The sequence below is a fragment of the Nisaea sp. genome, from assembly GCF_017640745.1.
Lineage (GTDB): Bacteria > Pseudomonadota > Alphaproteobacteria > Thalassobaculales > Thalassobaculaceae > Nisaea.
Genome location: NZ_JAEPQA010000012.1, coordinates 54,021 through 75,296, shown reverse-complemented (window position 1 = coordinate 75,296; position 21,276 = coordinate 54,021). Strand labels below are relative to the sequence as shown.

18 protein-coding genes are annotated in these 21,276 nt (G+C 63.6%); 6 read left to right on the top strand and 12 right to left on the bottom strand.

Annotated features, from left to right (window positions below; all coding sequences use genetic code 11):
- Positions 1-3 precede the first annotated feature (3 nt).
- The gene (locus tag JJ959_RS10270) at positions 4-1,521 is read right to left on the bottom strand and encodes a DHA2 family efflux MFS transporter permease subunit (RefSeq protein ID WP_292883039.1); all 1,518 of its coding nucleotides are present in this window, start codon (positions 1,519-1,521) and stop codon (positions 4-6) included.
- Positions 1,522-1,939: 418 nt separating this feature from the next.
- Here JJ959_RS10270 and JJ959_RS10265 point away from each other — a divergent pair, with 418 nt between their 5' ends.
- Positions 1,940-2,359, top strand: a complete 420-nt coding sequence (locus tag JJ959_RS10265) for a response regulator (protein ID WP_292883036.1) — start codon at positions 1,940-1,942, stop codon at positions 2,357-2,359.
- Positions 2,360-2,442: 83 nt separating this feature from the next.
- Here JJ959_RS10265 and JJ959_RS10260 read toward each other — a convergent pair whose 3' ends face one another.
- The 8 genes from JJ959_RS10260 to JJ959_RS10225 form a co-directional block, all read right to left on the bottom strand.
- Complete coding sequence (locus JJ959_RS10260; RefSeq protein WP_292883033.1) at positions 2,443-3,297, bottom strand: D-amino-acid transaminase; 855 nt, start codon at positions 3,295-3,297, stop codon at positions 2,443-2,445.
- Positions 3,298-3,545: 248 nt separating this feature from the next.
- The gene (locus tag JJ959_RS10255) at positions 3,546-3,911 is read right to left on the bottom strand and encodes a cupin domain-containing protein (protein ID WP_292883030.1); all 366 of its coding nucleotides are present in this window, start codon (positions 3,909-3,911) and stop codon (positions 3,546-3,548) included.
- A gap of 92 nt (positions 3,912-4,003) precedes the next feature.
- A complete protein-coding gene (locus JJ959_RS10250) occupies positions 4,004-4,573 on the bottom strand; it encodes a histidine phosphatase family protein (RefSeq protein WP_292883027.1) in 570 nt (189 codons plus the stop codon).
- 157 nt (positions 4,574-4,730) lie between these two features.
- On the bottom strand, positions 4,731-5,516 hold the full coding sequence (locus tag JJ959_RS10245; RefSeq protein WP_292883024.1) for an ABC transporter ATP-binding protein: 786 nt from the start codon (positions 5,514-5,516) through the stop codon (positions 4,731-4,733).
- Positions 5,513-6,271, bottom strand: coding sequence for an ABC transporter ATP-binding protein (locus JJ959_RS10240; protein ID WP_292883021.1), 759 nt, complete (start codon positions 6,269-6,271; stop codon positions 5,513-5,515). The genes JJ959_RS10245 and JJ959_RS10240 overlap by 4 nt, the downstream gene beginning before the upstream one ends.
- Before the next feature lie 10 nt (positions 6,272-6,281).
- Positions 6,282-7,424, bottom strand: a complete 1,143-nt coding sequence (locus tag JJ959_RS10235; RefSeq protein WP_292883018.1) for a branched-chain amino acid ABC transporter permease — start codon at positions 7,422-7,424, stop codon at positions 6,282-6,284.
- 1 nt (position 7,425) lies between these two features.
- Positions 7,426-8,442, bottom strand: a complete 1,017-nt coding sequence (locus JJ959_RS10230) for a branched-chain amino acid ABC transporter permease (protein ID WP_292883016.1) — start codon at positions 8,440-8,442, stop codon at positions 7,426-7,428.
- 90 nt (positions 8,443-8,532) lie between these two features.
- A complete protein-coding gene (locus JJ959_RS10225; RefSeq protein WP_292883013.1) occupies positions 8,533-9,888 on the bottom strand; it encodes a substrate-binding protein in 1,356 nt (451 codons plus the stop codon).
- Between the two features lie 224 nt (positions 9,889-10,112).
- Between JJ959_RS10225 and JJ959_RS10220 the strand changes: the two genes are divergently transcribed.
- From JJ959_RS10220 to JJ959_RS10200, 5 genes are all read left to right on the top strand, one after another.
- Entirely contained in the window at positions 10,113-11,624 is a 1,512-nt protein-coding gene (locus JJ959_RS10220; protein WP_292883010.1) for a helix-turn-helix domain-containing protein, read from the top strand.
- A 101-nt stretch (positions 11,625-11,725) separates the two neighbouring features.
- Positions 11,726-12,097 carry a response regulator gene (locus JJ959_RS10215; RefSeq protein WP_292883007.1) on the top strand — a complete coding sequence of 124 codons (372 nt, stop codon included), beginning with the start codon at positions 11,726-11,728 and terminating at the stop codon, positions 12,095-12,097.
- A gap of 3 nt (positions 12,098-12,100) precedes the next feature.
- Positions 12,101-12,364: a hypothetical protein gene (locus tag JJ959_RS10210; RefSeq protein ID WP_292883005.1), complete on the top strand. Its 264-nt coding sequence runs from the start codon at positions 12,101-12,103 to the stop codon at positions 12,362-12,364.
- Positions 12,364-15,096, top strand: coding sequence for a sensor histidine kinase (locus JJ959_RS10205; protein WP_292883002.1), 2,733 nt, complete (start codon positions 12,364-12,366; stop codon positions 15,094-15,096). The genes JJ959_RS10210 and JJ959_RS10205 overlap by 1 nt, the downstream gene beginning before the upstream one ends.
- A 217-nt stretch (positions 15,097-15,313) precedes the next feature.
- Positions 15,314-17,767 (top strand): ATP-binding protein, encoded by a 2,454-nt coding sequence (locus JJ959_RS10200; RefSeq protein WP_292883000.1) that lies wholly within the window; start codon positions 15,314-15,316, stop codon positions 17,765-17,767.
- 23 nt (positions 17,768-17,790) lie between these two features.
- On the opposite strand, the gene JJ959_RS10195 is transcribed toward JJ959_RS10200, so the two are convergent.
- From JJ959_RS10195 to glpK, 3 genes are all read right to left on the bottom strand, one after another.
- Positions 17,791-18,909 (bottom strand): GGDEF domain-containing protein, encoded by a 1,119-nt coding sequence (locus tag JJ959_RS10195; RefSeq protein ID WP_292882997.1) that lies wholly within the window; start codon positions 18,907-18,909, stop codon positions 17,791-17,793.
- Between the two features lie 159 nt (positions 18,910-19,068).
- Entirely contained in the window at positions 19,069-19,713 is a 645-nt protein-coding gene (locus tag JJ959_RS10190) for a DUF2238 domain-containing protein (protein ID WP_292882995.1), read from the bottom strand.
- On the bottom strand, positions 19,710-21,221 hold the full coding sequence (glpK, locus tag JJ959_RS10185; protein ID WP_292882992.1) for a glycerol kinase GlpK: 1,512 nt from the start codon (positions 21,219-21,221) through the stop codon (positions 19,710-19,712). Before glpK ends, JJ959_RS10190 begins: the two co-directional genes overlap by 4 nt.
- Between the last annotated feature and the right edge of the window lie 55 nt (positions 21,222-21,276).

Sequence of the window (21,276 nt, the reverse complement as noted above, 5' to 3'; positions counted from 1 at the left end):
GGCTCACGCCACCTTGCGGATCTTCACGAAGACCAGAACCGGCAGGGTCGCGAAACAGGTCAGCGCGTAGAACCAGAAACAGTTGGTGAAGCCGGTCAGCGCGGACTGGCGCCAGGCCTCGCCGGCGATCAGGCCGAGACTATCCATCCACTGCACTGCGCCGGCGCCGACCGCTTCCGGGAATTTCAGGCGCTCCTCGAACGGGCCGATGCCCTCCACCATCTCGGCGTAGCGGATCTTCGAGGTCCGCACGAGCAGGAAGATGCTGGCGGCAACATAGAGGCTGGTCCCCATGTTGCGGATCAGGTGGAAGAGCGAGGTCGCGTCCGGCAGCAGCTCGCGCTCCAGCGTCGAGAAGCTGACCATGGAGAGCGGCACCCACATGAGGCCGCAGCCGATGCCCTGCAGGATGCTCGGCCAGGCGAGGGCCCAGAAATCCATGTTGAGGTCGTAGAGGCTCATCATCCAGCCGCTGGTCCCGATCGCCAGCGTGCCGAGCACCAGCCCGATGCGCGGGTCCATCTTCCCCATCTTCGCCGCCGCGTAGAAACCGGCGATCATCCCGACGCCGCGCATCGCCAGCACCAGGCCGATCAGCGTGTCCGGATAGCCCCGATAGGCCTGCAGCAACTGCGGCAGCAGCACCAGCGGCGTGAAATTCACCGCGCCATAGACGAAGACGAGGAAAAGCCCGACCACATAATTCCGGTTCTTCAGCAGCGTGGGCCGGATGAAGGGGCGGTCGACGCAGGCACTGTTGGCGACGAACATGGCGAAGGCGGCGCACATCACGATCACCAGCGTGACGATGGTGCCGGACTGCAGCCAGTCCTCCCGCTCCCCCCGGTCGAGCACGAGCTGCAGCGCGACGATGGCGATGGAGAACAGCAGGAAGCCGAGATAGTCGAAGCGCGGCAGCGCGGTCTTGCCGCCCTCGCGGATCCAGCGCAGCACACCTGCAAGGGCGAGCAGGCTGAACGGCACGATCATCAGGAAGACGAAACGCCAGTTGTACTCCTCCGCCAGCCAGCCGCCGATCGACGGGCCGATGGCGGGGCCGATGACGACCGACATGCCGAGATAGCCGTTTGCCTTGCCGTATTCCTCCTTCGGCCAGGTCTGAAGCACGATGGCCTGGCTGAGCGGCACCACCGGCGCGCCGAAGCCGCCCTGCAGGATGCGGAAGAACAGCACCGCCTCGAGCGAGGTCGCCATGGCGCAGGCGAGCGAGGCGAGGGTGAAGCCGGTAAGGCAAATGACCAGAAGTTTGCGTTGGCCGACCCAGGCGACCAGGGAGCCGGTCAGCGGCGTCACCACCGCCGTCGCCACCACGTTCAGCGTCACCACCCAGGAAATCTCCTCGGTGGTCGCCGAGAAGGCACCCTGCATCTGCGGCAGGGCGACATTCACGATGGTGAGCGTCAGCGCGTAGAGCATGCAGGCGCAGGCCATGGTGACCAGCACCAGCATCTTGTAGGCGCCGTCCGCCTGTGTGCCCTCCTCCGCCGTGACGGCCGACATCCACGCTCCTCCCCGGCGCCTCGTTCCTGAGGCGCTTCTGTTCTTGGATCAGCTTAGACGATCAGCGCCGGAGGACACACCCGGGAATGATCTTCCACCTCGCTTCGGAAAGGGAAACTGCGGCGGGAGGCGAAGGACTGAGAGCGATGATGCCACGGCGACACGAACCGTCCGGATGATATGCATCAAAAAGTAATCACAACGATAATATTGCGATCGACGCATCCCGGACAGCAAACCACGCCCTTTTCCTCGCAATCAACTAACAGTGGGAGCCATTACGTTTGGCCCGGAGATTCGATGATTCGCTTGACCCGCGCCGGATTATATATGAATGCTGCGTTATAAGTATTTGAATCAAGATTAACGGAAAAGCGTTTTAAACAGAGATTTCCCTAATTTTTCTCGGGAGAGTTCAGTGACGAAGCCATTGATACTGATCGTCGACGATGAACCTGAGATTGCGCAATTGGTTTCCGAAGTTGCGTATGAGATCGGAATCGCTTCCGAGACCGCCGGAAGCGCAAAAGCCTTCATGCGGCATTACGAAACGTTGCACCCTTCCGGCATCGTCATGGATCTCGTGATGCCGGATATGGACGGGATTGAACTCGTGCAATGGCTGGCCGAGCGGGACTGCGACGTCCCCATTCTGCTCATGAGCGGTTTCAATCCCAGTTACGCCGATGCCCTGGTCGAAATCGCCAAGGCGAACAACATCAGGATCTCCGACCGCCTGACCAAACCGGTCGGGATCGAAAAGCTGGAAGCGGCACTATTGGCTCTCGTATCCGCCTCCGCAGAGGCGGTTTCCACGAGCAGCGGCACGGTCCGCTGACGGTCACCGGACCGTTAGGCCCGCCCCGGGAGAAGCGATCGGATAAGAGCAATGCGCCGTGGCCGGAACGCCGCCGTCAGAGATCAGATCCCCGCCGCCTTGCTGGTGTCGATATAGACCTGCCGCAGACGCTGGGCGATCGGACCGGGCTTGCCCTCGCCGATTTTGGCGCCGTCGATCTCGATCACCGGGTTCACGAAGCTCGTCGCGGAGGTCGAGAAGGCTTCCTTCGCGGCCTTGGCTTCGGCAACGGTGAAGGGACGTTCCTCGATCTTCAGCTGCAGCTCCTCGGCGCATTTCAGCACCGCCTTGCGGGTGATGCCGTGCAGGATGTCGGTCGAGAGATCACGGGTCACGATGGTGCCGTCCGCCGTGACGATATAGGCGTTGTTCGAGGAGCCTTCGGTGATCTCGCCGTCGAGCACCATCCAGGCATCGTCCGCACCGGCGTCATGCGCCTGGTTCTTGACGAGGGAGGCATAGAGCAGCTGCACCGTCTTGATGTCGCAGCGGCGCCAGCGCAGATCGTCGACCAGGATGATCTTCTGGCCGCGCTCGGCGAGCGCGCTGTTGATGAGCGACTTCTTCTGCGTGAAGAGCAGAAGGGTCGGCTTCACGTCCGGACCGGGGAAGAGGAAGTCGCGGTCGGCGGCACCGCGGGAGATCTGCAGGTAGACGAGGCCTTCCTCGATGCCGTTCAGCTCCACCAGCTTGCGATGGATCTCCAGCAGCTCCTCGTCGGTGGCCGGCGACGGCAGCTTCAGCTCAGCGAGCGAACGGCGCAGCCGCGTCATGTGGCCTTCGTAGTCGATCAGCTTGCCGTCGAGGACCGAGGTCACCTCGTAGACGGCATCGCCGAAGAGCGAGCCGCGGTCGAAGATCGAGATCGAGGCCTCGTTTTCGGGAACATAGCTGCCGTTGACAAAGACTGTGCGCATTCTTTCAGACTCGCGTTAGATGGATGGAGGGCCGGACGGCGTCCCTGGATGGCGCCGGCGGCGCTTGGCGGCCGACGGAGCGATCATAGGCGCGGGACCGCCCCCGAAACCAGTCCTGTTTTGCGCCGCAGCACGCCCGCAGCGGCGAAGGCGCTCGGGAAACCCTTCAGTCGAGCCCGCGCCGGATCGCCGCGGCGCAGACATCGATATGCCCCGAGAGCACGCCCCCGCCCGCGACAAGTCCCCGATCAGGCCCCGTAGCCGCTGCCCGCTTTCTTGTAGGCGCCCCGCGGCGGGCTGAAGACGTCGATCACGAAGCAGCCGTCGGGACCGGCCTTCAGGCCGTGCTCGACATTGCCGGGCGTGCACCAGAAGTCACCGGCCTTCACGTGATGCTCGACGCCGTCCTGGGTGCGGACACCGCTGCCTTCCAGCATGATGCCCCACTGCTCCTCCGGGTGACTGTGGATAGAACCTTCCGCGTTCGGCTCGATCCGCACCACGGAGAACATCAGGTTCTCGCCGGGAAAGATCCGTGCCGTCAGACCTTCGGCGAGCTTGCGCTGAATGCCCTGATCGAGATCGTGAAGATTGAAGAAATTTCCGTTGCTCATCGTCTGGCCTCCCATGCGTTGAACGGTTGTCGGAGCATTGATCCTCCAAGCCCGGGCGGCAAGGTACGTTCCCGCGCTTCGGCAAGCGGGGATCAGGGGCGCACCAGGATGCGATCCAGCACTTCGGTTTGCCCGTCTGTCCCGATTCTGAGGAGCAGAACCTCGCCCGACGCCGGGAAGACATCCGTCAGCGCGGTGATATTCACCTGGTGCGTAACCAGAAACACCGTCTCTCCGGCCGGCAGAGCGGCGAGAAATCGGCGGGTTTCGGCTGTCTGGGCGCCTGCCGTCGAGCGGTCCTGAAAGAATGAATTGAGGCTCGGCAGTTCCTCGACATCGCCGAGACCGAGCAGTCTCGCCGTCTCGAGACACCGGCACCATTGGCTGGACATCACCCGGTCGATTTCGACTCCGGCTTCGCGCACCGCGGCGCCGATCCGTTGCGCCTGCTCACGTCCCGTCTCGTCCAGATTGCGTTGTGTCGAACAGTCCCCAAGGCGGAACCCGGCCGGATCGCCGCCGCCCGGGGCGATGGCATGGCGCATGATCGCGACGGTCCGGGGCTCCTCCAGGAGCGTCCATCCGGTCGCACTTGCCCTCGCCTGATGCAGGGGAAACGCCGAGTGCACGAGAACACAAAGACAAAAGAGCAGCGTACGCATTCGTCTCCTCATCGTTCCGGTTGCCGGGCCCGAAGCTGAGGTAGCGCCGGGACGCATGCCGGCAAGACGGGAAAAGGGAAACGGCGGCCGGAAAAAGAAAGCCCCGCCAGAGGCGGGGCCGTCAGGTGACGATGACAGGAGCTACAATCGACACCAGTTAGATCGCGAGATACTCCTGACGGAGTGCCTCGTCATCCAGCACTTCTTGAGCGGTGCCATCAAAGACGACCTGGCCCATATCGAGGATCAGGGCGCGGTCCGCGAGATGAAGCGCGGCGATGGCGTTCTGTTCGACGATAATGGTGGTGAGCCCGAGCGTCTTGATCTCTTCGAGGATCTTCTCGATCTCGCGCACGATGACCGGTGCGAGACCTTCATAGGGTTCGTCCAGCAGCAGCAGCTTCACATCCCGGGCGAGCGCGCGGGCGACGGCCAGCATCTGCTGCTCGCCGCCGGACATGGTCACGCCTTCCTGATTGCGGCGTTCCGCGAGGCGCGGGAAATGCTCGTAGAGCCGCTCGATCTCCCAGCCGCGCGGGCCGTGGATCTGCGCAAGCTCCAGGTTTTCCTCGACCGTGAGGCCCGGAATGATACGCCGGTCTTCGGGCACCAAGCCGACACCGTTCTGCGCCGCCTCGAAATCCTTCATGCGGTGCAACGGCTTGTGGTCGAGCCAGATCTCGCCGTGCTGCAGTTCCGGGTTGGCCATCCGGGCGATGGTGCGGAGCGTCGAGGTCTTGCCGGCACCGTTCCGGCCGAGCAAGGCGACGATCTCGCCCTCGTGGATGTTGAAGCTGACATCCTGAACGATGTAGCTCTCGCCGTAATAGGCCTGCATGCCCCAGCAGGAGAAATAGGCTGACGGTGTCCCGACGTTCTTGATCGGGTTCTCCGGCTTGACCATGCGGTCTTCCGGCTGCTTGAGGAGGGTTTCCTGGCTCATAGATGGGCTCCCCCGAGATAGGCTTCCTGGACGCGCGGATCGCCTTTGATCTGTTCCGGCTTGCCCTCGGCGATCACGGTGCCCTGGGCCATGACGGAAATCTTGTTGGCGAGCGAGAACACGACATGCATGTCGTGCTCGATCACGATCTTGGTGATGCCGCGCTCACCGATCCGCTTCAGCAGGTCGATGGTCTTGTTGGTATCGGCACGGGACATCCCCGCGGTCGGCTCGTCCAGCAGCAGCAGCTTCGGATCCTGGACCAGGCACATGGCGAGCTCCAGACGCCGCTTGTCGCCGCGCGAGAGAGAGTTCGCGATCATGTCCTTCTTGTCCTGCAGATCGACGTCCGCCAGCAGATGCTCGGCCTTCTCGCGGACCTCGGCGATGCTGTCAACCCGCTGCCAGGGGTTGAGCTTGAAGGCGCCGTCCCGCCGCGCGAGCGTCGGGATCATGACGTTCTCGACCAGGCTGAGATCGCCGAAAATCTCCGGCGTCTGGAACACCCGGGAAACGCCGACCTGGTTGATCTCGTGCGGCTGCTTGCCGAGCAGGGACGTGCCGTCGAAATCCACCGTGCCCGTGTCGGGCGTCAGACGGCCGACGAAGCAGTTCAGCAGCGTCGACTTTCCGGCGCCGTTCGGGCCGATGATCGCGTGCACCGTGCCTTGCTCGACCGAGAGTTCGACGTTGTTCAGGGCCTTCAGACCGCCAAAGCTCTTATTGACGTTCTTGACTTGAAGAATGCTTGTCATCTTGCCGCCCTCACTCGCCCGGAGCCGTGGAAACCGAGGAGTTGGCCGCACCGCCGTCCTTGCGGAACAGTTTGGCGATCCGGCCAACGCCCTCCATCAGCCCCCCCGGCAGGAAGATCACGATGATCATGAACAACGCGCCCAGCGTCAGGTGCCAGCCTTCGCCGACGAAGAGGCCGGAAACCGTCACGACGATGCCCTGCAGCCATCCCGGCAGGAAGTCGAAGATGCTCATCAGGATGTCGTGGTTGAAGGCGCTGAAGATGTTCTCGAAGTATTTGATGACGCCCGCGCCGAAGACCGGACCGAGCAGGGTTCCCGCCCCGCCGAGGATGGTCATCAGCACGACCTCGCCCGACGCGGTCCACTGCATGCGCTCCGCACCGGCCAGCGGGTCGGTACAGGCGAGCAGCGCGCCCGCGAGCCCGGCATACATGCCGGAGATCACGAAGGCCGCCAGCGCATAGGGCCGGGTGTTGATGCCGGTATAGTTCAGCCGGTTCTGGTTCGACTTGATCGCCCGCAGCATGGTGCCGAAGGGCGAGCGCGCAATCCGGACCGCGATGACGAAGCCGATGATCATCAGCACGGCGCAGAAATAGAACCCGGGATAGCCGGTCATCTCGGTGCCGAAGAGATCGGTCGTCGGCAGGGCCGCGCCGTAGTCGATCCCGGCCATCTTGTCGAGGATCCGGGGATCGCTGGTCGTCAGCTGCAGCCCGGTCTCGCCGTTGGTGATCGGCGTCAGGACCGAATAGGCGAGGTTGTAGGACATCTGCGCGAAGGCGAGGGTCAGGATCGAGAAGTAGATCCCGGTCCGCCTGAGGCTGATGAAGCCGATGGCGAGCGCGAAAAGCCCGGACACAAGGACCGCGAAGAACACGGCCGGCAGCACGTTCATGGTCAGCAGCTTGAAGGACCAGACGGCGGCATAGGAACCGACGCCGAGGAAGGCCGCGTGACCGAAGGAAAGGTAGCCGGTGAAGCCGAACAGAATGTTGAAGCCGATCGCGAACAAGCCGTAGATCGCGAATTTCTGCAACAGGTCCGGATAGCCGGCGCCGATCGGTGCGAGCCAGAGCGGGGCGGTCAGCACCGCCGCCGCGAAGGCTCCGATCAGGATGAGGTCGTTTCTAGCCGTAGGCGCGATCATCTTAGCCCTCCATCACGCCTTTGCGGCCCATCAGCCCGCGCGGACGCACGAGAAGGATAACCACCGCAACAAGGTAGATGATGATCTGGTCGATGCCGGGAAGAATGGACTTCACCTCGTTCATCGACGCGAAAGATTGCAGGATACCGAGCAGGAAGCCGGCCGCGACGGCGCCCCCGAGCGAGCCCATGCCGCCGACGACGACGACCACGAAGGACAGCACCAGGAAGTCCATGCCGATGTGGTAGTCCGGCGGCAGGATCGGCGTGTACATGACGCCCGCGAGCCCCGCGACCACGGCGGCGATGCCGAAGACGATGGTGAAGCGGCGCTGGATGTTGATGCCGAGAAGGCCGACGGTCTCACGGTCCTGCATGCCGGCACGGACGACCATGCCGAAAGTGGTGAATTGCAGGAAGGCGAAGACCGCCGCGATCACAACGCCCGAGAAGGCGAGATAAACCAGCCTCCACCAGGGATAGACGACTGAGTCGCCGAGTCCGAACAGGGCACCGATATTGGCGCTGCCCGCGACCGCTTCCGGGGCCGGCTGAGGGATCGGGTTGGCGCCGAAATAGGCCTTCACGATCTCCTGCAGCACGATGGCAAGACCGAAGGTCACCAGGATCTGCTCGGCGTGTGTGCGTTTATAGAAATGCTGGATCAGGCCGCGCTCCATGGCGAGGCCGATCAACAACATGATCGGTATGGCGAAGAGAATCGACAGCGGAACCGCCAGATCGATGATCATGGTACCGGTCTCGCCGAACCAGACCTCGAGATAGGGAACCTCTTTATAGGCGTCGAAGAAGGTGATGCTCTCGTCCTTGACCTTCATCGACAGCGTCAGCAGCTCGCGCAGGCTGACGGCGCAGAAGGCCCCGAGCATGAAGAGCGCGCCGTGCGCGAAATTCACCACCCCGAGAGTGCCGAAAATCAGGGTCAGGCCGAGGGCGATAAGCGCGTAGGCGCCGCCCTTGTCCAGACCGTTCAGAATTTGCAGAAGTATGGCATCCATGCCGCGATTCCCGTACGGGCCCCCCGCTACCTTGGTCCAGAAAGCGCCGGCCGCCGCTGTGGCGGCGGCCGGACACCGTTATGGCAGATATTAGGCGCCGTTATTGCACGGGCCGAGATCACCCGCGAACTGCGGGATGTTCGGATCGTAGGTCACCTGCTCGCGCGGCACTTCCTGCACGACCTCGAGAAGGTCGAACTGGGAGGTCGGGTTTTCGTTACCCTTCACGACCAGCACCTTCTTGAAGCACTGGTGGTCTTCCGCACGGTAGAGGGTCGGACCGTTGCCCAGACCGTCGAACTCGAAGCCCTCGAGCGCCTTGACGACTTCGCACGGGGCGAAGGTGCCGGCGCGCTCGCAGGCATCGGCATAGAGCAGGGTCTGCACATAGCAGGTGTGCGCGGCCTGGCTCGGCGGGAAGCCGTATTCGGCACCGAAGGACTTCACGAAGGCCTGCGAGCCCTCGTCCTTCAGCGACCAGTGCCAGTTGGTGGACCCGAAGATGCCCTTCACGTTGGCGCCCGCACCCTGAGCCATCAGGCGGCTGTAGAGCGGAACGACGATCGCGAAGTCCTTGCCGTTCACCTTCTTGTCGCGCAGACCGAACTGAACCGCCTGGGTCAGGGAGTTCACCATGTCCTTGCCGTAGTGGTTCAGCACCAGCACGTCCGCACCCGAGTTCAGAACCGGGGTGATGTACTGGGAGAAGTCACCGGCGCCGAGCGGGGTCTTCACCGCGGCGGCGGTCTTCCAGCCGACGGCCTCGGTCGCGTTCTTGATCGACTCTTCCTGGGTCCAGCCCCAGGTGTAGTCGGCCGTCAGGTGATACGCGACACGATCGGTGCCGTAGTTCGCCTTCAGCACCGGAGCCAGCGCGGCGCCGGACTGATAGGCGTTGAAGAAGTGACGGAAACCGTTGCGGCGGCGGTCCTTACCCGTGGTGTCGTTGGAGTGGGTCAGGCCGGCCATGAAGATGATGCCCGCGTCCTGGCAGAGGCCCTGGACCGCGATGGCGACACCGGAGGACGAACCGCCGGAGATCATCAGGGCGCCGTCCTTCTCGATCATCCGCTTGGCGGACGCGCGGGCGGCGTCGGACTTGGTCTGCGTGTCGCCCGTGACATACTCGACCTTCTTGCCGAGCACGCCGTTGCCCTTCAGGGCCTTGGAGGAGAAGGTGTTCAGCATGCCGCCGTCGCCTTCGCCGTTCAGGTGCTTGACGGCCAGCTGGAACGCACGGAGCTCGTCCGCGCCTTCGTCGGCGTAGGCACCGGTCTGCGGCACGTTGAAGCCGAGCTTGATGCTCGCCGCATTGCCCGGATTGTTCAGAAAGTCAGCGCCGAAGGCGTGACGCGTGAAAAACGTCGGCGCGGCAAGGGCGCCGGACAGCGCAAGGCCGCCCTTAAGCAGATTACGCCGGCTCACGCCGGTGTCGAATTTTGCCATTATTTCCTCCCGTTATTCCTGAGGAGCGCACCGTCCCCAACGCGCTTCCCCGAATTTGAGCTAAATGGTCGCTCCGTCAACGAGACTACGCACTGTCAGTTAACTTGCGAATAAGTATTTGAAATATGCGTATTTTTTTGTAAATATTACCTTCAGTGAAAACACGGTTTTGTAAATAATTTACGCTGCGGCGCAGCAACTCGAACCAAATCAAGGGGTTGGGAATGGCCCGTGCGCCTATCGGAATGCGACTGCGCGACAGGCGCAAAAGTCTCGGCCGCACGCAAGCGGAACTTGCGGCCTCTGTCGGCATCTCGGCGTCCTACCTGAACCTGATCGAGCACAACAAGCGGCAGGTGAGCGGCGCTCTCCTGCTGCGCCTCGGCGAAGCGCTCGAGGTCGGCATCGATTATCTCGACGGCGCGGCGGAACGGCGGCTGATCCAGGATCTGGACGAAATCGCCGCCGACCCGGCGCATGCGGATCTCGACATCGATCCGGACAGCACCACCGATCTTGTCGCCCGTCACCGGCCCTGGGCCAGTCTGATCGTCAAGCTGCACCGAGACCATCTCGACAAGACCGCGGCGCTGAGGGCCCTTTCCGACAGGCTGAGCCAGGACCCTTTCCTCTCCGATGCGGTGCACGGGATGCTGTCCAACATCGCCGCCATCCGCTCGACCTCGGAGATCCTGGCAAGCGTGAGCGACATTCCGGAAGACCAACAGGCGCGTTTTCACCGCAACCTCGCGGACGAAAGCGCACGGCTCTCCGATATCGCGCAGGCGATGGCCGGCTATTTCGACCGCGCTCCGTCGCGCCTCGGCTCGGTCACGCCGGCGGAGGAGGTGGACGACTTCCTGCTCGAGAACCAGAACTACTTTGCCGCCATCGAAGGTGCGGTGAGCGGTTTCGCCGCCGGCCTCGGCTGCGACCCAGTGGCACCGGAATTCGAGAGCGTCGCGCAGGCCTATATGGAAAAGGCCGGCGCCGGCTCCCTCGAAGCGCTGGATGCAGGCACAGCTGCGCTTCCGGCGCCCAGCCGGCGCTTCGCCGTCGCCCGCGCCCTTCTCCTCCCGGACCTGCGCGAGAATATCGAGGAAATCGTCGCCTCGGCGGATCTGCTCACAAGCGACGCCGCCCTCGTAAGAGCCCGGCGCGCCCTGCAGTCTTACGCCGCGGCGGCCCTGCTGATGCCTTATGACCGGTTCCGCGAGGCGGCCGTCGCGTCGCGCTATGACATCGACAAGCTGCAATACCGCTTCGGCGTGAGCCTCGAACAGGTCTGCCACCGGCTCGCCTCGCTCCGTCGTCCCGGCGCGGAGGGCATTCCCTTCGCCTTCATGCGCTCGGACCCCGCCGGCTACATCACGAAACGTCTGCCGCTCCGCGATCTGCCGCTTCCGCGCTATGGCGGCGCCTGCCCGCTCTGGGCGATCTACCGGGCCTTCCAGACTCCGGACCGGGTATTCCGTCATCTGGTCGAATTCGCCGACCGCAGCCGGTTCCTGTTCATCGCCAGGACCGTCGCCAAACAGGCCACCGGGTTCGACCGCCCGCAGCACCTGGTCTCGATCATGCTCGGATGCGATGCGCTCTATGCGCCGGACCTGGTCTATGGCGACGGGCTGGACCTCTCCTCGAAGTCTGCGGCCGAACCCGTCGGCTCTGCCTGCCGCGTCTGCCCGCGCGAGGACTGCCGGCATCGTCAGGAACATCCGATCACCGGGAGCTAGGCCGCGCGTGGCGCTTGCGTCACCCTCAACCTCGGTTAAACTCCGGAAAACCGGCAAACAGTTAATGACCGGGAAAACAAGGAGGCATTGGGGGAAACAGCGTGACAACACGCGTCTTTATCGCGGAGGACGAACCGAACATCCTTGAGTCGCTGAGCTTTCTGCTCGGCCGTGAGGGATGGGAGGTCACAAGCGCCCTCGACGGCAACGCCGCCCTCGAACAGCTCAATAACCAGGCCCTGCCCGATGTCGTGATCCTCGACATCATGCTGCCGCACCGCAACGGCTTCGAGATCCTGCGCCAGCTTCGCGCCTCGCCGCGGACCAGCAAGCTGCCGGTCATCGTGCTGACCGCAAAAGGCCAGGAAAAGGATCGCAAGACCGCGCAGGAGATCGGCGCGGACGCCTTCGTCACCAAGCCGTTCTCCAACCGCGACGTGATCGAGCAGGTCAAGAAGCTGGCCGGGCTTTAGACGATGCGCCCCTCTTCCCCCAGCGTGGCCGCAAAATACCGTGACGCGGCCTTTTTGCTCCCGCTGGCGGGGCTGTTCCTGCTGATGCCGCCCTTCATCGACCTGTTCGCCGTGCATGAGACGCTGTTCGGCATCCCGCTGATCGTCGCATACGTCTTCGGGCTCTGGACCGCGATGATCCTCGTTGCCTTCTGGTTCTCCCACCGGCTGAGCGATCCGGAACATCACGCGCCGTCGCCGCCGGACACCAGCTCGCCGGGCCGCTGATGCTGTCCGCCAATCTGATCTTCACCATCTCGCTCGCCTATGTGGCGCTGCTTTTCATGGTCGCGTTCGTGGGCGACCGGCAGGCACGCACAGGGCAATCCTCCTGGATCCAGTCCCCGGTCGTCTACACGCTGTCGATCTCGGTCTACTGCACCTCTTGGACATTCTACGGTGCGGTCGGATCGGCGGCGCGCAGCGGGCTGGAGTTCGCCACCATCTATCTCGGGCCGACCCTGGTCTTCATCGGCTGGTGGTTCCTGCTGCGCAAGCTGGTCCGGATCGGACATGTCCACCGCATCACCTCGATCGCCGACCTGATCTCCTCGCGCTACGGCAAGAGCACGAGCCTCGCCGTGCTGGTAACGCTGATCGCGGTGATCGGCACGACGCCCTATATCGCGCTTCAGCTGAAAGCGGTGACGACGAGCATCCAGGTCATCGTGTCCTCCGATCCGGGCAACCTCGCCAATCCGCCGAGCGACCAGCCGGCCTCAGAGATCGCCTTCTGGATCGCCGCCGGCATGGCGCTCTTCACCATCATCTTCGGCACCCGCACGATCGACGCGAACGAGCGCCACCATGGCGTCGTCGCCGCCATCGCGCTCGAAGCGCTGGTCAAGCTGCTGGCCCTGATCGCCGTCGGCCTGTTCGTGATCTTCGCGCTGGCAGACGGGCCCGCGGACATCTTCAGCCGCGAAGCCGCGAAGGTGCTGCAGACCGAGGACATGTTCGATGCCCGCTGGGTCGCCCTCACCTTTCTCTCCGGCGTGGCCATCATCTGCCTGCCGCGACAGTTCCAGGTGACCGTGGTCGAGAATACCGGCGAGGATCAGCTGCGCATGGCCTCCTGGCTGTTCCCTCTGTATCTGATGCTGATGAGCCTCTTCGTGCTGCCGATCGCCATCGGCGGGCTCAGCGTCCTGCCGGAAGGCGCCGACCCGGACATGTTCGTGCTGACCGTGCCGATGTCGGTCGGTCAGGACCTTCTCGTCCTGCTGGCCTTCCTCGGCGGCTTCTCCTCGGCCACCTCGATGGTCATCGTCGCCTCGATCGCGCTCTCGACGATGATCTCGAACCACATCGTCATGCCGGTGATGCTGCGCACGCCCTGGACCTCGATCGAGCGCAGCGGCGACGTGCGGCGTCTCTTGCTGGTCAGCCGGCGGATCAGCATCGGCGTCATCCTGCTGCTCGGCTATGTCTATTTCCGGCTCAGCGGAAAGTCCGACGCGCTGGCCGCGATCGGCCTGATCGCCTTTGCCGGGGTCGCCCAGTTCCTGCCGCCCCTGCTCGGCGGCATTTACTGGAAACGGGCGACTGCGACCGGGGCCAAGATCGGCCTCGCCACCGGCTTCATCCTCTGGGGATACACGCTCTTCCTGCCGAGTTTCGAGGGCGACCTGCTGCTCTCGGCCAGCACGATCGAACACGGCCCGCTCGGCATCGGATTGCTGCGCCCGCAGGCGTTGTTCGGGCTGACCGGCCTGGATCCGCTGGTGCATGCCCTGTTCTGGAGTCTCAGCGCCAATGTGGTGCTGTTCGTTCTCTGCTCGCTGCTGGTCGAACCAAAGCCGCTCGAACGGCTGCAGGGGACCCTCTTCGTCGACGTCTTCCGCACGCCGGCGGGCGATGAGCACCGCTTCATCCGGCGCTCCGCCTCGGCCGAAGACCTTTTCATCCTGGCACAGCGGATCCTCGGCGCCGCCGAGGCCCAGCGGCTGTTCCGCGAATTCGCCGCGGGCCAGGGGAGCGACAGCGACTTTCCGCAGCCGACCGACGCCTTCATCGCCCATCTCGAACGCCGGCTCGCCGGCTCGATCGGCGCCGCCTCGGCCCGCGCCATGGTCTCACAGATCGCCAGCGGCGAGACCATCAGCCTCGACGAGCTGATGAAGATCGCCGACGAGACCGCGCAGCTGATGGAATACAGCCAGGAGGTCGAGAAGAAGTCGATCCAGCTCGAGGCGACCGCCCGGGAGCTCCGGCGGGCGAACCAGAGGCTGACCCTGCTCGATGCGCAGAAGGACGATTTCCTCAGCCAGGTGAGTCACGAAGTCCGCACACCCATGACCTCAATCCGCTCCTTCTCGGAAATTCTGCTCGAGACCAGGGATCTGACCAGCCCGCAGGCCCAGCGCTTCCTCTCCATCATCCACGAGGAAAGCCTGCGCCTCACACGGCTGCTCGACGAAATTCTCGACATGAATCTGATGGACAGGGGCGAGGCCTCCTGGAACCTGCACGAGCTGGACGCCTCGGTCCCGCTGTCCCGGGCGGTCGAGACCTGCCGAGGACTCGCCCGGTCCGCAGGCGCCGAAATTCACTTCGGCGAGCCGGCCAGCGCGATCGTCATGGCCGACCCGGACCGCCTGCAGCAAGTCGTCATCAACATCCTGACAAACGCGATCAAGCACAACACCACCGCGGAGCCGGAAGTCCATGTCGAAGGCCGCCTTGTCGGCGGGGAATACGTGATCGAGATCTCGGATAACGGTCCGGGAATCCCGAGCCACCTTCGCCCCTTCATCTTCGAGAAGTTCCAGCGCGGGGCCGCCCAATCCTCGACCGGCGGAATCGGCCTCGGGCTCGCGATCAGCAAAGAGATCATGAAGCGGCTCGGCGGCACCCTCGCCCTCGTCGAGGATGACGGCCCCGGCACCAGATTCAGGATTGCGCTGAACGCCAAAGCACTCAGATCGGTGGCACAACGCCAAAACCAAGCCGTTGAATAAAATTTTATCGAATTAACGATTTCGTGACCAATTGAAGCGATTTTCCAGCAGATCGAGTTGCGTTTGCAGGCTCCCGGAAGGTCGGCGACGGGTTACGTGAACCGCATACTGCCGGGATTTCTATAGCGATATCACCGCAAACCCGCTGCTTGCGCCGCTCGAACCACGATCAACCGCCAGATCGCGGGTCGACGTGCTGCATATCGGGGCGCTTAGAATGGCCGATAAGACGGACGGGCCGAAATTCAGCCTGCAACCAGGGCTCCGGGCATGGTTCTTCATGACCCCAATTTTGACCATTCTCGTTTTCTCGGGACTGTTCTTCGCGGTTCTGGAACACTCGCGCACGCATCAGATCGAACTTTCGGCGGGACAGTCCAACGCCCGGGCGAAGTTCGAAGCGATATCCGCCATCAACAGAAGCGTTACCGAAGTTCATCTCGCGATCACGGGGCACCTGGGCAAGGCTCACAATCTCGACAAGGCTGAGCTCTACAACCTGATCAGACCCTCCCTAAGAAAAGCTTTCAGCGTCAAACGAGAGCTCGAACGGTCGCGGGCTCTGCTTGCGACAGGATCCGAGACAGATGAGGTGCTGGCTTCGCTCTCGGACGCGTTCGAAATGCTTCGGCGTCAATATGTTTCCTCCGTCGTCAGGACGTCGTTCGACATCGGCCGGTTCGATCAGGAGATGCGCGCGACGAACGCGTCCTATCTTTCCGCATTGACCTTGCTTGGGCGGCTGACCCAGATCGTGCTTGAGGACAATGCGGCTGCCTCGGAAGCCGTTTCCGCGCATGACCGGCAGATCGTCCGCACTCTCGTGATCGGCCTTGTGCTTTGCGCAGCATTGTCCCTTGCCGCCTCATGGCTGCTCTCCGTCCGCTATACACATTCCCTCGGGAGCGCCATCCAGGCGCTCACGAACCTGGCCAGCGGCAAACCCTCGGACATCGGACTGGACAAGTCCCGCAAGGATGAAGTCGGCGCCTTGGCCCGCTCCATCGACTTCTTCGAAGGCGTGCTCGGCCTTCTTAAAGAGGAGATCTCGGTACGGGAAAAGAACGAAGCCCAGCTCCGGCACCTGTTCGACAGTGCCGGTGACGCGATCCTCGTCATGGAGGACGGAAAATATGTCGCCGCGAACAAGCAGGCGGAAAGGATGTTCGGCGTCGACGCGGCCAGGATCCGGGACTACAAGCTCGGCGCCTTCGCCGACCCCTCCAGCTACAGCCAGGACGAGCTCGCCGCGATTTTCGCGGAGAAGATAGACGCAGCGCTCGACGGCGCGCCGCAAACGTTCGAATGGAGCAACTCCCGCTTCGACGGGACGACCTTTCCGACCGAATGCACGGTTGCCGCGTTTACCAGCCCTGACGGCAAGAATATCGTGCAGATGATCATTCGGGACATCAGCTCGCGAAAAGAAGCCGATCGGTTGCGTCGGGACATGACGCTGGAGCTTGAGCGGATGGTCTTTGAGCGGACTGCCGAGCTGCAGAGAGAGATCGCAGCGCGGTGCGAGACAGAGGAAGCGCTCGAAACGGAACGCCGGACACTTGACGCCGTCGTGGACCATGCCCCGATCGGCATGATCCTGCTCGATGCCGAACACCGCATCCGGCTCGTGAACAGCTGGATCCGGGCTGCTCACGGATTGCCCGAGAATCTCTGCCGACCGGGAACGGATTATGTCGAGATCCTGCGCTTCATTCACAACAGCAGACGCAACAGCCAACGCAGCCCGGAGGTTCTGGAGGCGATCCTCGCAAAGCGGATCGCGCTGCTTGAGCGCCGCGAAAGCAACGTGTTCGAGGATCTGTTACCCGACGGGTCCTACCACAAGGTCGAGCGCCGGTTCGTGGACGGCGTCGGGTGCATCGTCACCAACACCGACATCACCGACCTCAAGAACGCGCAGAACGATCTTGTACGCCAGGAGAAGATGGCCGCGCTCGGCGGCCTCGTCGCGGGCGTCGCGCACGAGGTGAATACACCGCTCGGGATCTGCGTGACCGCGGCCACGCATGTCTCTTCAATCATCCGGAATTTCCGTCAGCAGGTCCTGAGCCCGGACGGCGGCCTTTCCCGCAAGCTTGCGATCGAGACGCTGGACAAGACCAGCGAAGGACTGACCATCGTCGAGCAAAATCTGAACAGAGCCGCCGACCTTATTAAAAGCTTCAAGATGGTCTCGGTCGATCAGGCGGCCGACGACTCCCGGGAGATCGACCTTGGCGAGTATCTCCGGGACATGCTTCAGAGCCTGACAGCGGAAACGAAGCGGAGCAGACTCAACGTCGAACTGGTGCGGCCGGAGACGAAACTCATACGCCATACCTATCCCGGGGCGCTGGTCCAGATCGTCACCAACCTCGTGATCAATGCCGGACTCCACGCCTATGAGGGGAACGGCGGCGATATCCGGATCGAGGTCGGGCGACTTGCCGACGGGTCGGACCGCATATCTGTCCGCGACTACGGAAAGGGCATGGACCAGACCGTCCTCTCGCAGATCTTCGATCCCTTCTTCACCACCAAACGCGCCAACGGCGGAACCGGCCTCGGCCTGCACATCGTCTACAATCTCGTGACCCAGCGCCTGGGAGGACAGATCCGATGCGAAAGCATTCCGGGCGAGGGAAGCGTATTCGAGATCACCCTGGATTAGGGCCGACCGGCCCCCCGGAAGCACTAAGCCGAATTGACCGCGTCCGTCGCCGCTACATCGGGCGCCGCGCGATCGGCGCGCTCGACCCGGTTCCGCCCGAGATTTTTCGCCCGGTAGAGTGCAAGGTCGGCGGCGTTATAGAGCTCGCTCCAATGCATTCCGCGCGCCGCTGTGGCAACGCCGGCGGATATCGTCATCCCTCCGTCGGGAAGCGGCCCCTCCTCCGGATCCGCGTCGAAGCGCGTCACCTCGATCCGGCGGCGCAAGCGCTCCGCGACCCGGGCCGCCGCGTCCATGTCCGCATTCGGGAGGATGATCGCGAACTCCTCTCCCCCGAACCGGTAAACCCTGTCCTCACCGGCGCCGAACCGGTCAAGATTCCTGATACCCGCCCGGAGATCTCCCGCCAGCGCCTTCAGAAGCGCGTCGCCCGCGGCGTGTCCGTAGCGGTCGTTCACCTTCTTGAAATGGTCGACATCAATCAGCAGCAGGCTGAAAAGCGTGCCGTTCCGCTGCAGCCTGCGGAAGTCCTCCTCGAGGTCGTCATGCAGGGCGCGTCGGTTCTTCAGGCCGGTCATCTGGTCCGTCCGCGTCTGCCCCTTCAGGCGCGACAGGAGCTCGAAGAGGCGACCGCGGAAGCTGAGGAAAGACATCCCGAAATAGCCGGCAAACACCGTCGCGATAACGAACCCCAGATAGGCTTTGGGCGGGATCTGCCCGTCCCGTGCGACGAGGAAGGCGATCGCGCCGACGACGAGCGTGATCAGAATGTCGCGCCGGGTCTGCGCCATGGTCGTCACGGCGACGAGCGCGATGGAATAAAAGAACGCGGCGTTGTGCGGCTCGACCACCTGGGCCAGCGTGACCGACCTCAGGATGAAGAACGAAATGCCCACGGTGAAGGCATGGCGGAGCTCTGAATCATACCGCGGCAGCGCCCACCAGTATCCGACCGCAAGCAGCGTGATAGAGATCCGGACCGCCTTCATCCACCAGGGAACCGAGAGGAACCAGTCGAAATTGACGATCAGTTCGGTGAGTGTGGATATCGAGGCGGCGGCGCAAAGCCCCCGCACATAGGAGAAATATTCGCGGCCGATTCTGGCACGGTCTTCTTCGCCCGAACCTGCGGTTTCATCCATCTGCGCACTTCCGGAGAAGAAAAGCCATGCTCACGACCGATAGTCGGTCCCTAAACCCCAGGATTACAATGAAAGCTCCGGCAAGGACCCTCCGGAACCGGGCTGACCCTACGACGCGTGCGACGGCGGGGTCCAGTCTCTCGCTACGCCTGTCATCGCCTAGTACTTCGGTGCCTGGAACTTCGGCAGCGCGGCGAGCTGGCGATCGTGGAAACCGGCGAGAAGAAGCTGGGCGAGGATCGCCCCGCTTCCGGCAAGCGCCATGTCCTTCTGGGTATCCCAGATGTCACCCTGGGTGGCCAGGAAGGCATCGGCGTCTCCTCCGACCAGCACCGCGGCCAGCCACTCGAGCAGCTCATAGCTCGCACTCACGCCGAGCACCGAAAAGACGATGATCGCGAAAAGCCACCGCCCGGGCCGCAGCGGCGAGGTACGAAGCAGCAGTTCGCGGATCGCGATCGCCGGAATGAAGCCCTGCGCCAGATGGCCGACGCGGTCATAGTGGTTGCGCGAGAGATCGAAGGCGTCACGGATCCAGTGGAAGAGCGGAACCTCGGCATAGGTGTAATGCGCGCCGACCAGAAGGATCACGGAATGCAACGCGATCAGCAGCGTGAGAAGCGGCGTCAGCGGAAACCGCCGGCGGACCGCCCAGACCAGCGGATAGACGATCAGAACCGGAAGGGCCTCCATCCACCAGGTCAGCCGGTCGGCCGCATCGACATAGGACCAGAGGCAGACCAGCGCCACGGCGATCGTCGATACCGCGAGCAGACGACCGTCACTGGAGACGATCGCGCTCACGAGGAAACCGTGCGCCGGACCGCATCCCGCCAGCCGCGATAGAGTTCGTCTCTCACGCCCGGCTCCATGCGTGGATTGAAACGGCGTTCGAGCGCCCATTGCGCCGCCATCGCTTCGGGGTCCGGGTAATAGTCGTGCCGGAGGCCTGCGAGGTAGGCCGCGCCGAGCGCCGTGGTCTCCGCCACCACAGGGCGATCGACCGGCGCACCGAGAATGTCGGCAAGGAACTGCATGGCCCAGTCGGAGGCGACCATACCGCCATCGACACGGAGCACGGTGTCGTCTCCGCCCGCGCTCCAGTCGCTGTGCATCGCCTCCAGCAGATCGCGGGTCTGGTATCCGACGCTCTCCAGTGCCGCCCGGGCAAAATCGGCTGGACCCGATGCCCGGGTGAGACCGAACATCGCGCCGCGCGCCTCGGCGTCCCAGTATGGTGCGCCGAGCCCGGTGAAAGCCGGCACGAGATAGACCCGGTGGGCGGTATCGGCCTGCGCCGCAAGCGTGCTGCTCTCGGAAGCCTGCCCGATCATGCCGAGCCCGTCGCGCAGCCACTGCACGGCCGCCCCGGCGACGAAGATCGAGCCCTCCAGGGCATAGGCAGGCTTGCCGGCAAGGCGGTAGGCGATCGTGGTGAGCAGCCGGTTGCGGGACCGTACCGGCGCGGCGCCGGTATTGAGCAGAGCGAAGCAGCCGGTCCCGTAGGTCGATTTCAGCATCCCCGCCCCGAAACAGGCCTGCCCGACCGTGGCCGCCTGCTGGTCGCCCGCAACGCCGGAAATCGGTATCGCGGCGCCGAGGATATCGGCGTCGGTGATGCCGAAATCGTCTGCGGAGTCCTTCACATCCGGGAGCATGGACCGCGGAATGCCGAGAAGGCCGAGCAGTTCGTCGTCCCAGTTGCCATTGTGAATGTCGTAGACCAGCGTGCGCGAGGCGTTGGTCGCGTCGGTCGCATGGACCTTGCCGCCGGTCAGCCGCCAGATCAGCCAGCTGTCCACGGTGCCGAAGGCGAGATCGCCCGCTTCGGCCTTGGCGCGCGCGCCCTCCACATTATCGAGGATCCACGCGATCTTGGTCCCGCTGAAATAGGGATCGAGCAGAAGGCCCGTCCGGCTGGTGAAGAGTTCCTCATGCCCGGCGTCCTTCAGTCTGGAGCAGAAGGCGGCGGTCCGCCGGTCCTGCCAGACGATGGCGTTCGAGACCGCCTCGCCGGTGCGCCGGTCCCAGACCACCGTGGTTTCGCGCTGGTTGGTGATACCGATGGCCGCGATCCGTTCCGCGCCGCCGACCTTCGCAATCGCGTCGCGCGCGGTTTCCACCGTGCTGCGCCAGAGATCCTCCGGATCGTGCTCGACCCAGCCGGATTGCGGGAAGTGCTGCGGGAACTCCTGCTGCGCGACGGCCGCAACGCGCGTATTGGCGTCGAAGATGATGGCACGGCTGGAGGTTGTGCCCTGGTCCAGCGCGAGAATGAGCCGGTTGTCTGCGGCCTTTGCGGCTGCGTTCATTCTTTCCTCCCTCGAGCGTCGTTCCGCTTCGCCTGCGTTGAATACCGTGCCGGCA

Excerpts from the sequence above, each read along its gene's own strand:
- JJ959_RS10205 (WP_292883002.1), top strand. The coding sequence starts at position 12,364 with ATGCTGTCCGCCAATCTGATCTTCACCATCTCGCTCGCCTATGTGGCG.
- glpK (WP_292882992.1), bottom strand. The coding sequence starts at position 21,221 with ATGAACGCAGCCGCAAAGGCCGCAGACAACCGGCTCATTCTCGCGCTG.
- JJ959_RS10270 (WP_292883039.1), bottom strand. The coding sequence starts at position 1,521 with ATGTCGGCCGTCACGGCGGAGGAGGGCACACAGGCGGACGGCGCCTAC.
- JJ959_RS10255 (WP_292883030.1), bottom strand. The coding sequence starts at position 3,911 with ATGAGCAACGGAAATTTCTTCAATCTTCACGATCTCGATCAGGGCATT.
- JJ959_RS10200 (WP_292883000.1), top strand. The coding sequence starts at position 15,314 with ATGGCCGATAAGACGGACGGGCCGAAATTCAGCCTGCAACCAGGGCTC.
- JJ959_RS10250 (WP_292883027.1), bottom strand. The coding sequence starts at position 4,573 with ATGCGTACGCTGCTCTTTTGTCTTTGTGTTCTCGTGCACTCGGCGTTT.
- JJ959_RS10225 (WP_292883013.1), bottom strand. The coding sequence starts at position 9,888 with ATGGCAAAATTCGACACCGGCGTGAGCCGGCGTAATCTGCTTAAGGGC.
- JJ959_RS10260 (WP_292883033.1), bottom strand. The coding sequence starts at position 3,297 with ATGCGCACAGTCTTTGTCAACGGCAGCTATGTTCCCGAAAACGAGGCC.
- JJ959_RS10195 (WP_292882997.1), bottom strand. The coding sequence starts at position 18,909 with ATGGATGAAACCGCAGGTTCGGGCGAAGAAGACCGTGCCAGAATCGGC.
- JJ959_RS10210 (WP_292883005.1), top strand. The coding sequence starts at position 12,101 with ATGCGCCCCTCTTCCCCCAGCGTGGCCGCAAAATACCGTGACGCGGCC.
- JJ959_RS10220 (WP_292883010.1), top strand. The coding sequence starts at position 10,113 with ATGGCCCGTGCGCCTATCGGAATGCGACTGCGCGACAGGCGCAAAAGT.
- JJ959_RS10235 (WP_292883018.1), bottom strand. The coding sequence starts at position 7,424 with ATGATCGCGCCTACGGCTAGAAACGACCTCATCCTGATCGGAGCCTTC.
- JJ959_RS10240 (WP_292883021.1), bottom strand. The coding sequence starts at position 6,271 with ATGACAAGCATTCTTCAAGTCAAGAACGTCAATAAGAGCTTTGGCGGT.
- JJ959_RS10230 (WP_292883016.1), bottom strand. The coding sequence starts at position 8,442 with ATGGATGCCATACTTCTGCAAATTCTGAACGGTCTGGACAAGGGCGGC.
- JJ959_RS10245 (WP_292883024.1), bottom strand. The coding sequence starts at position 5,516 with ATGAGCCAGGAAACCCTCCTCAAGCAGCCGGAAGACCGCATGGTCAAG.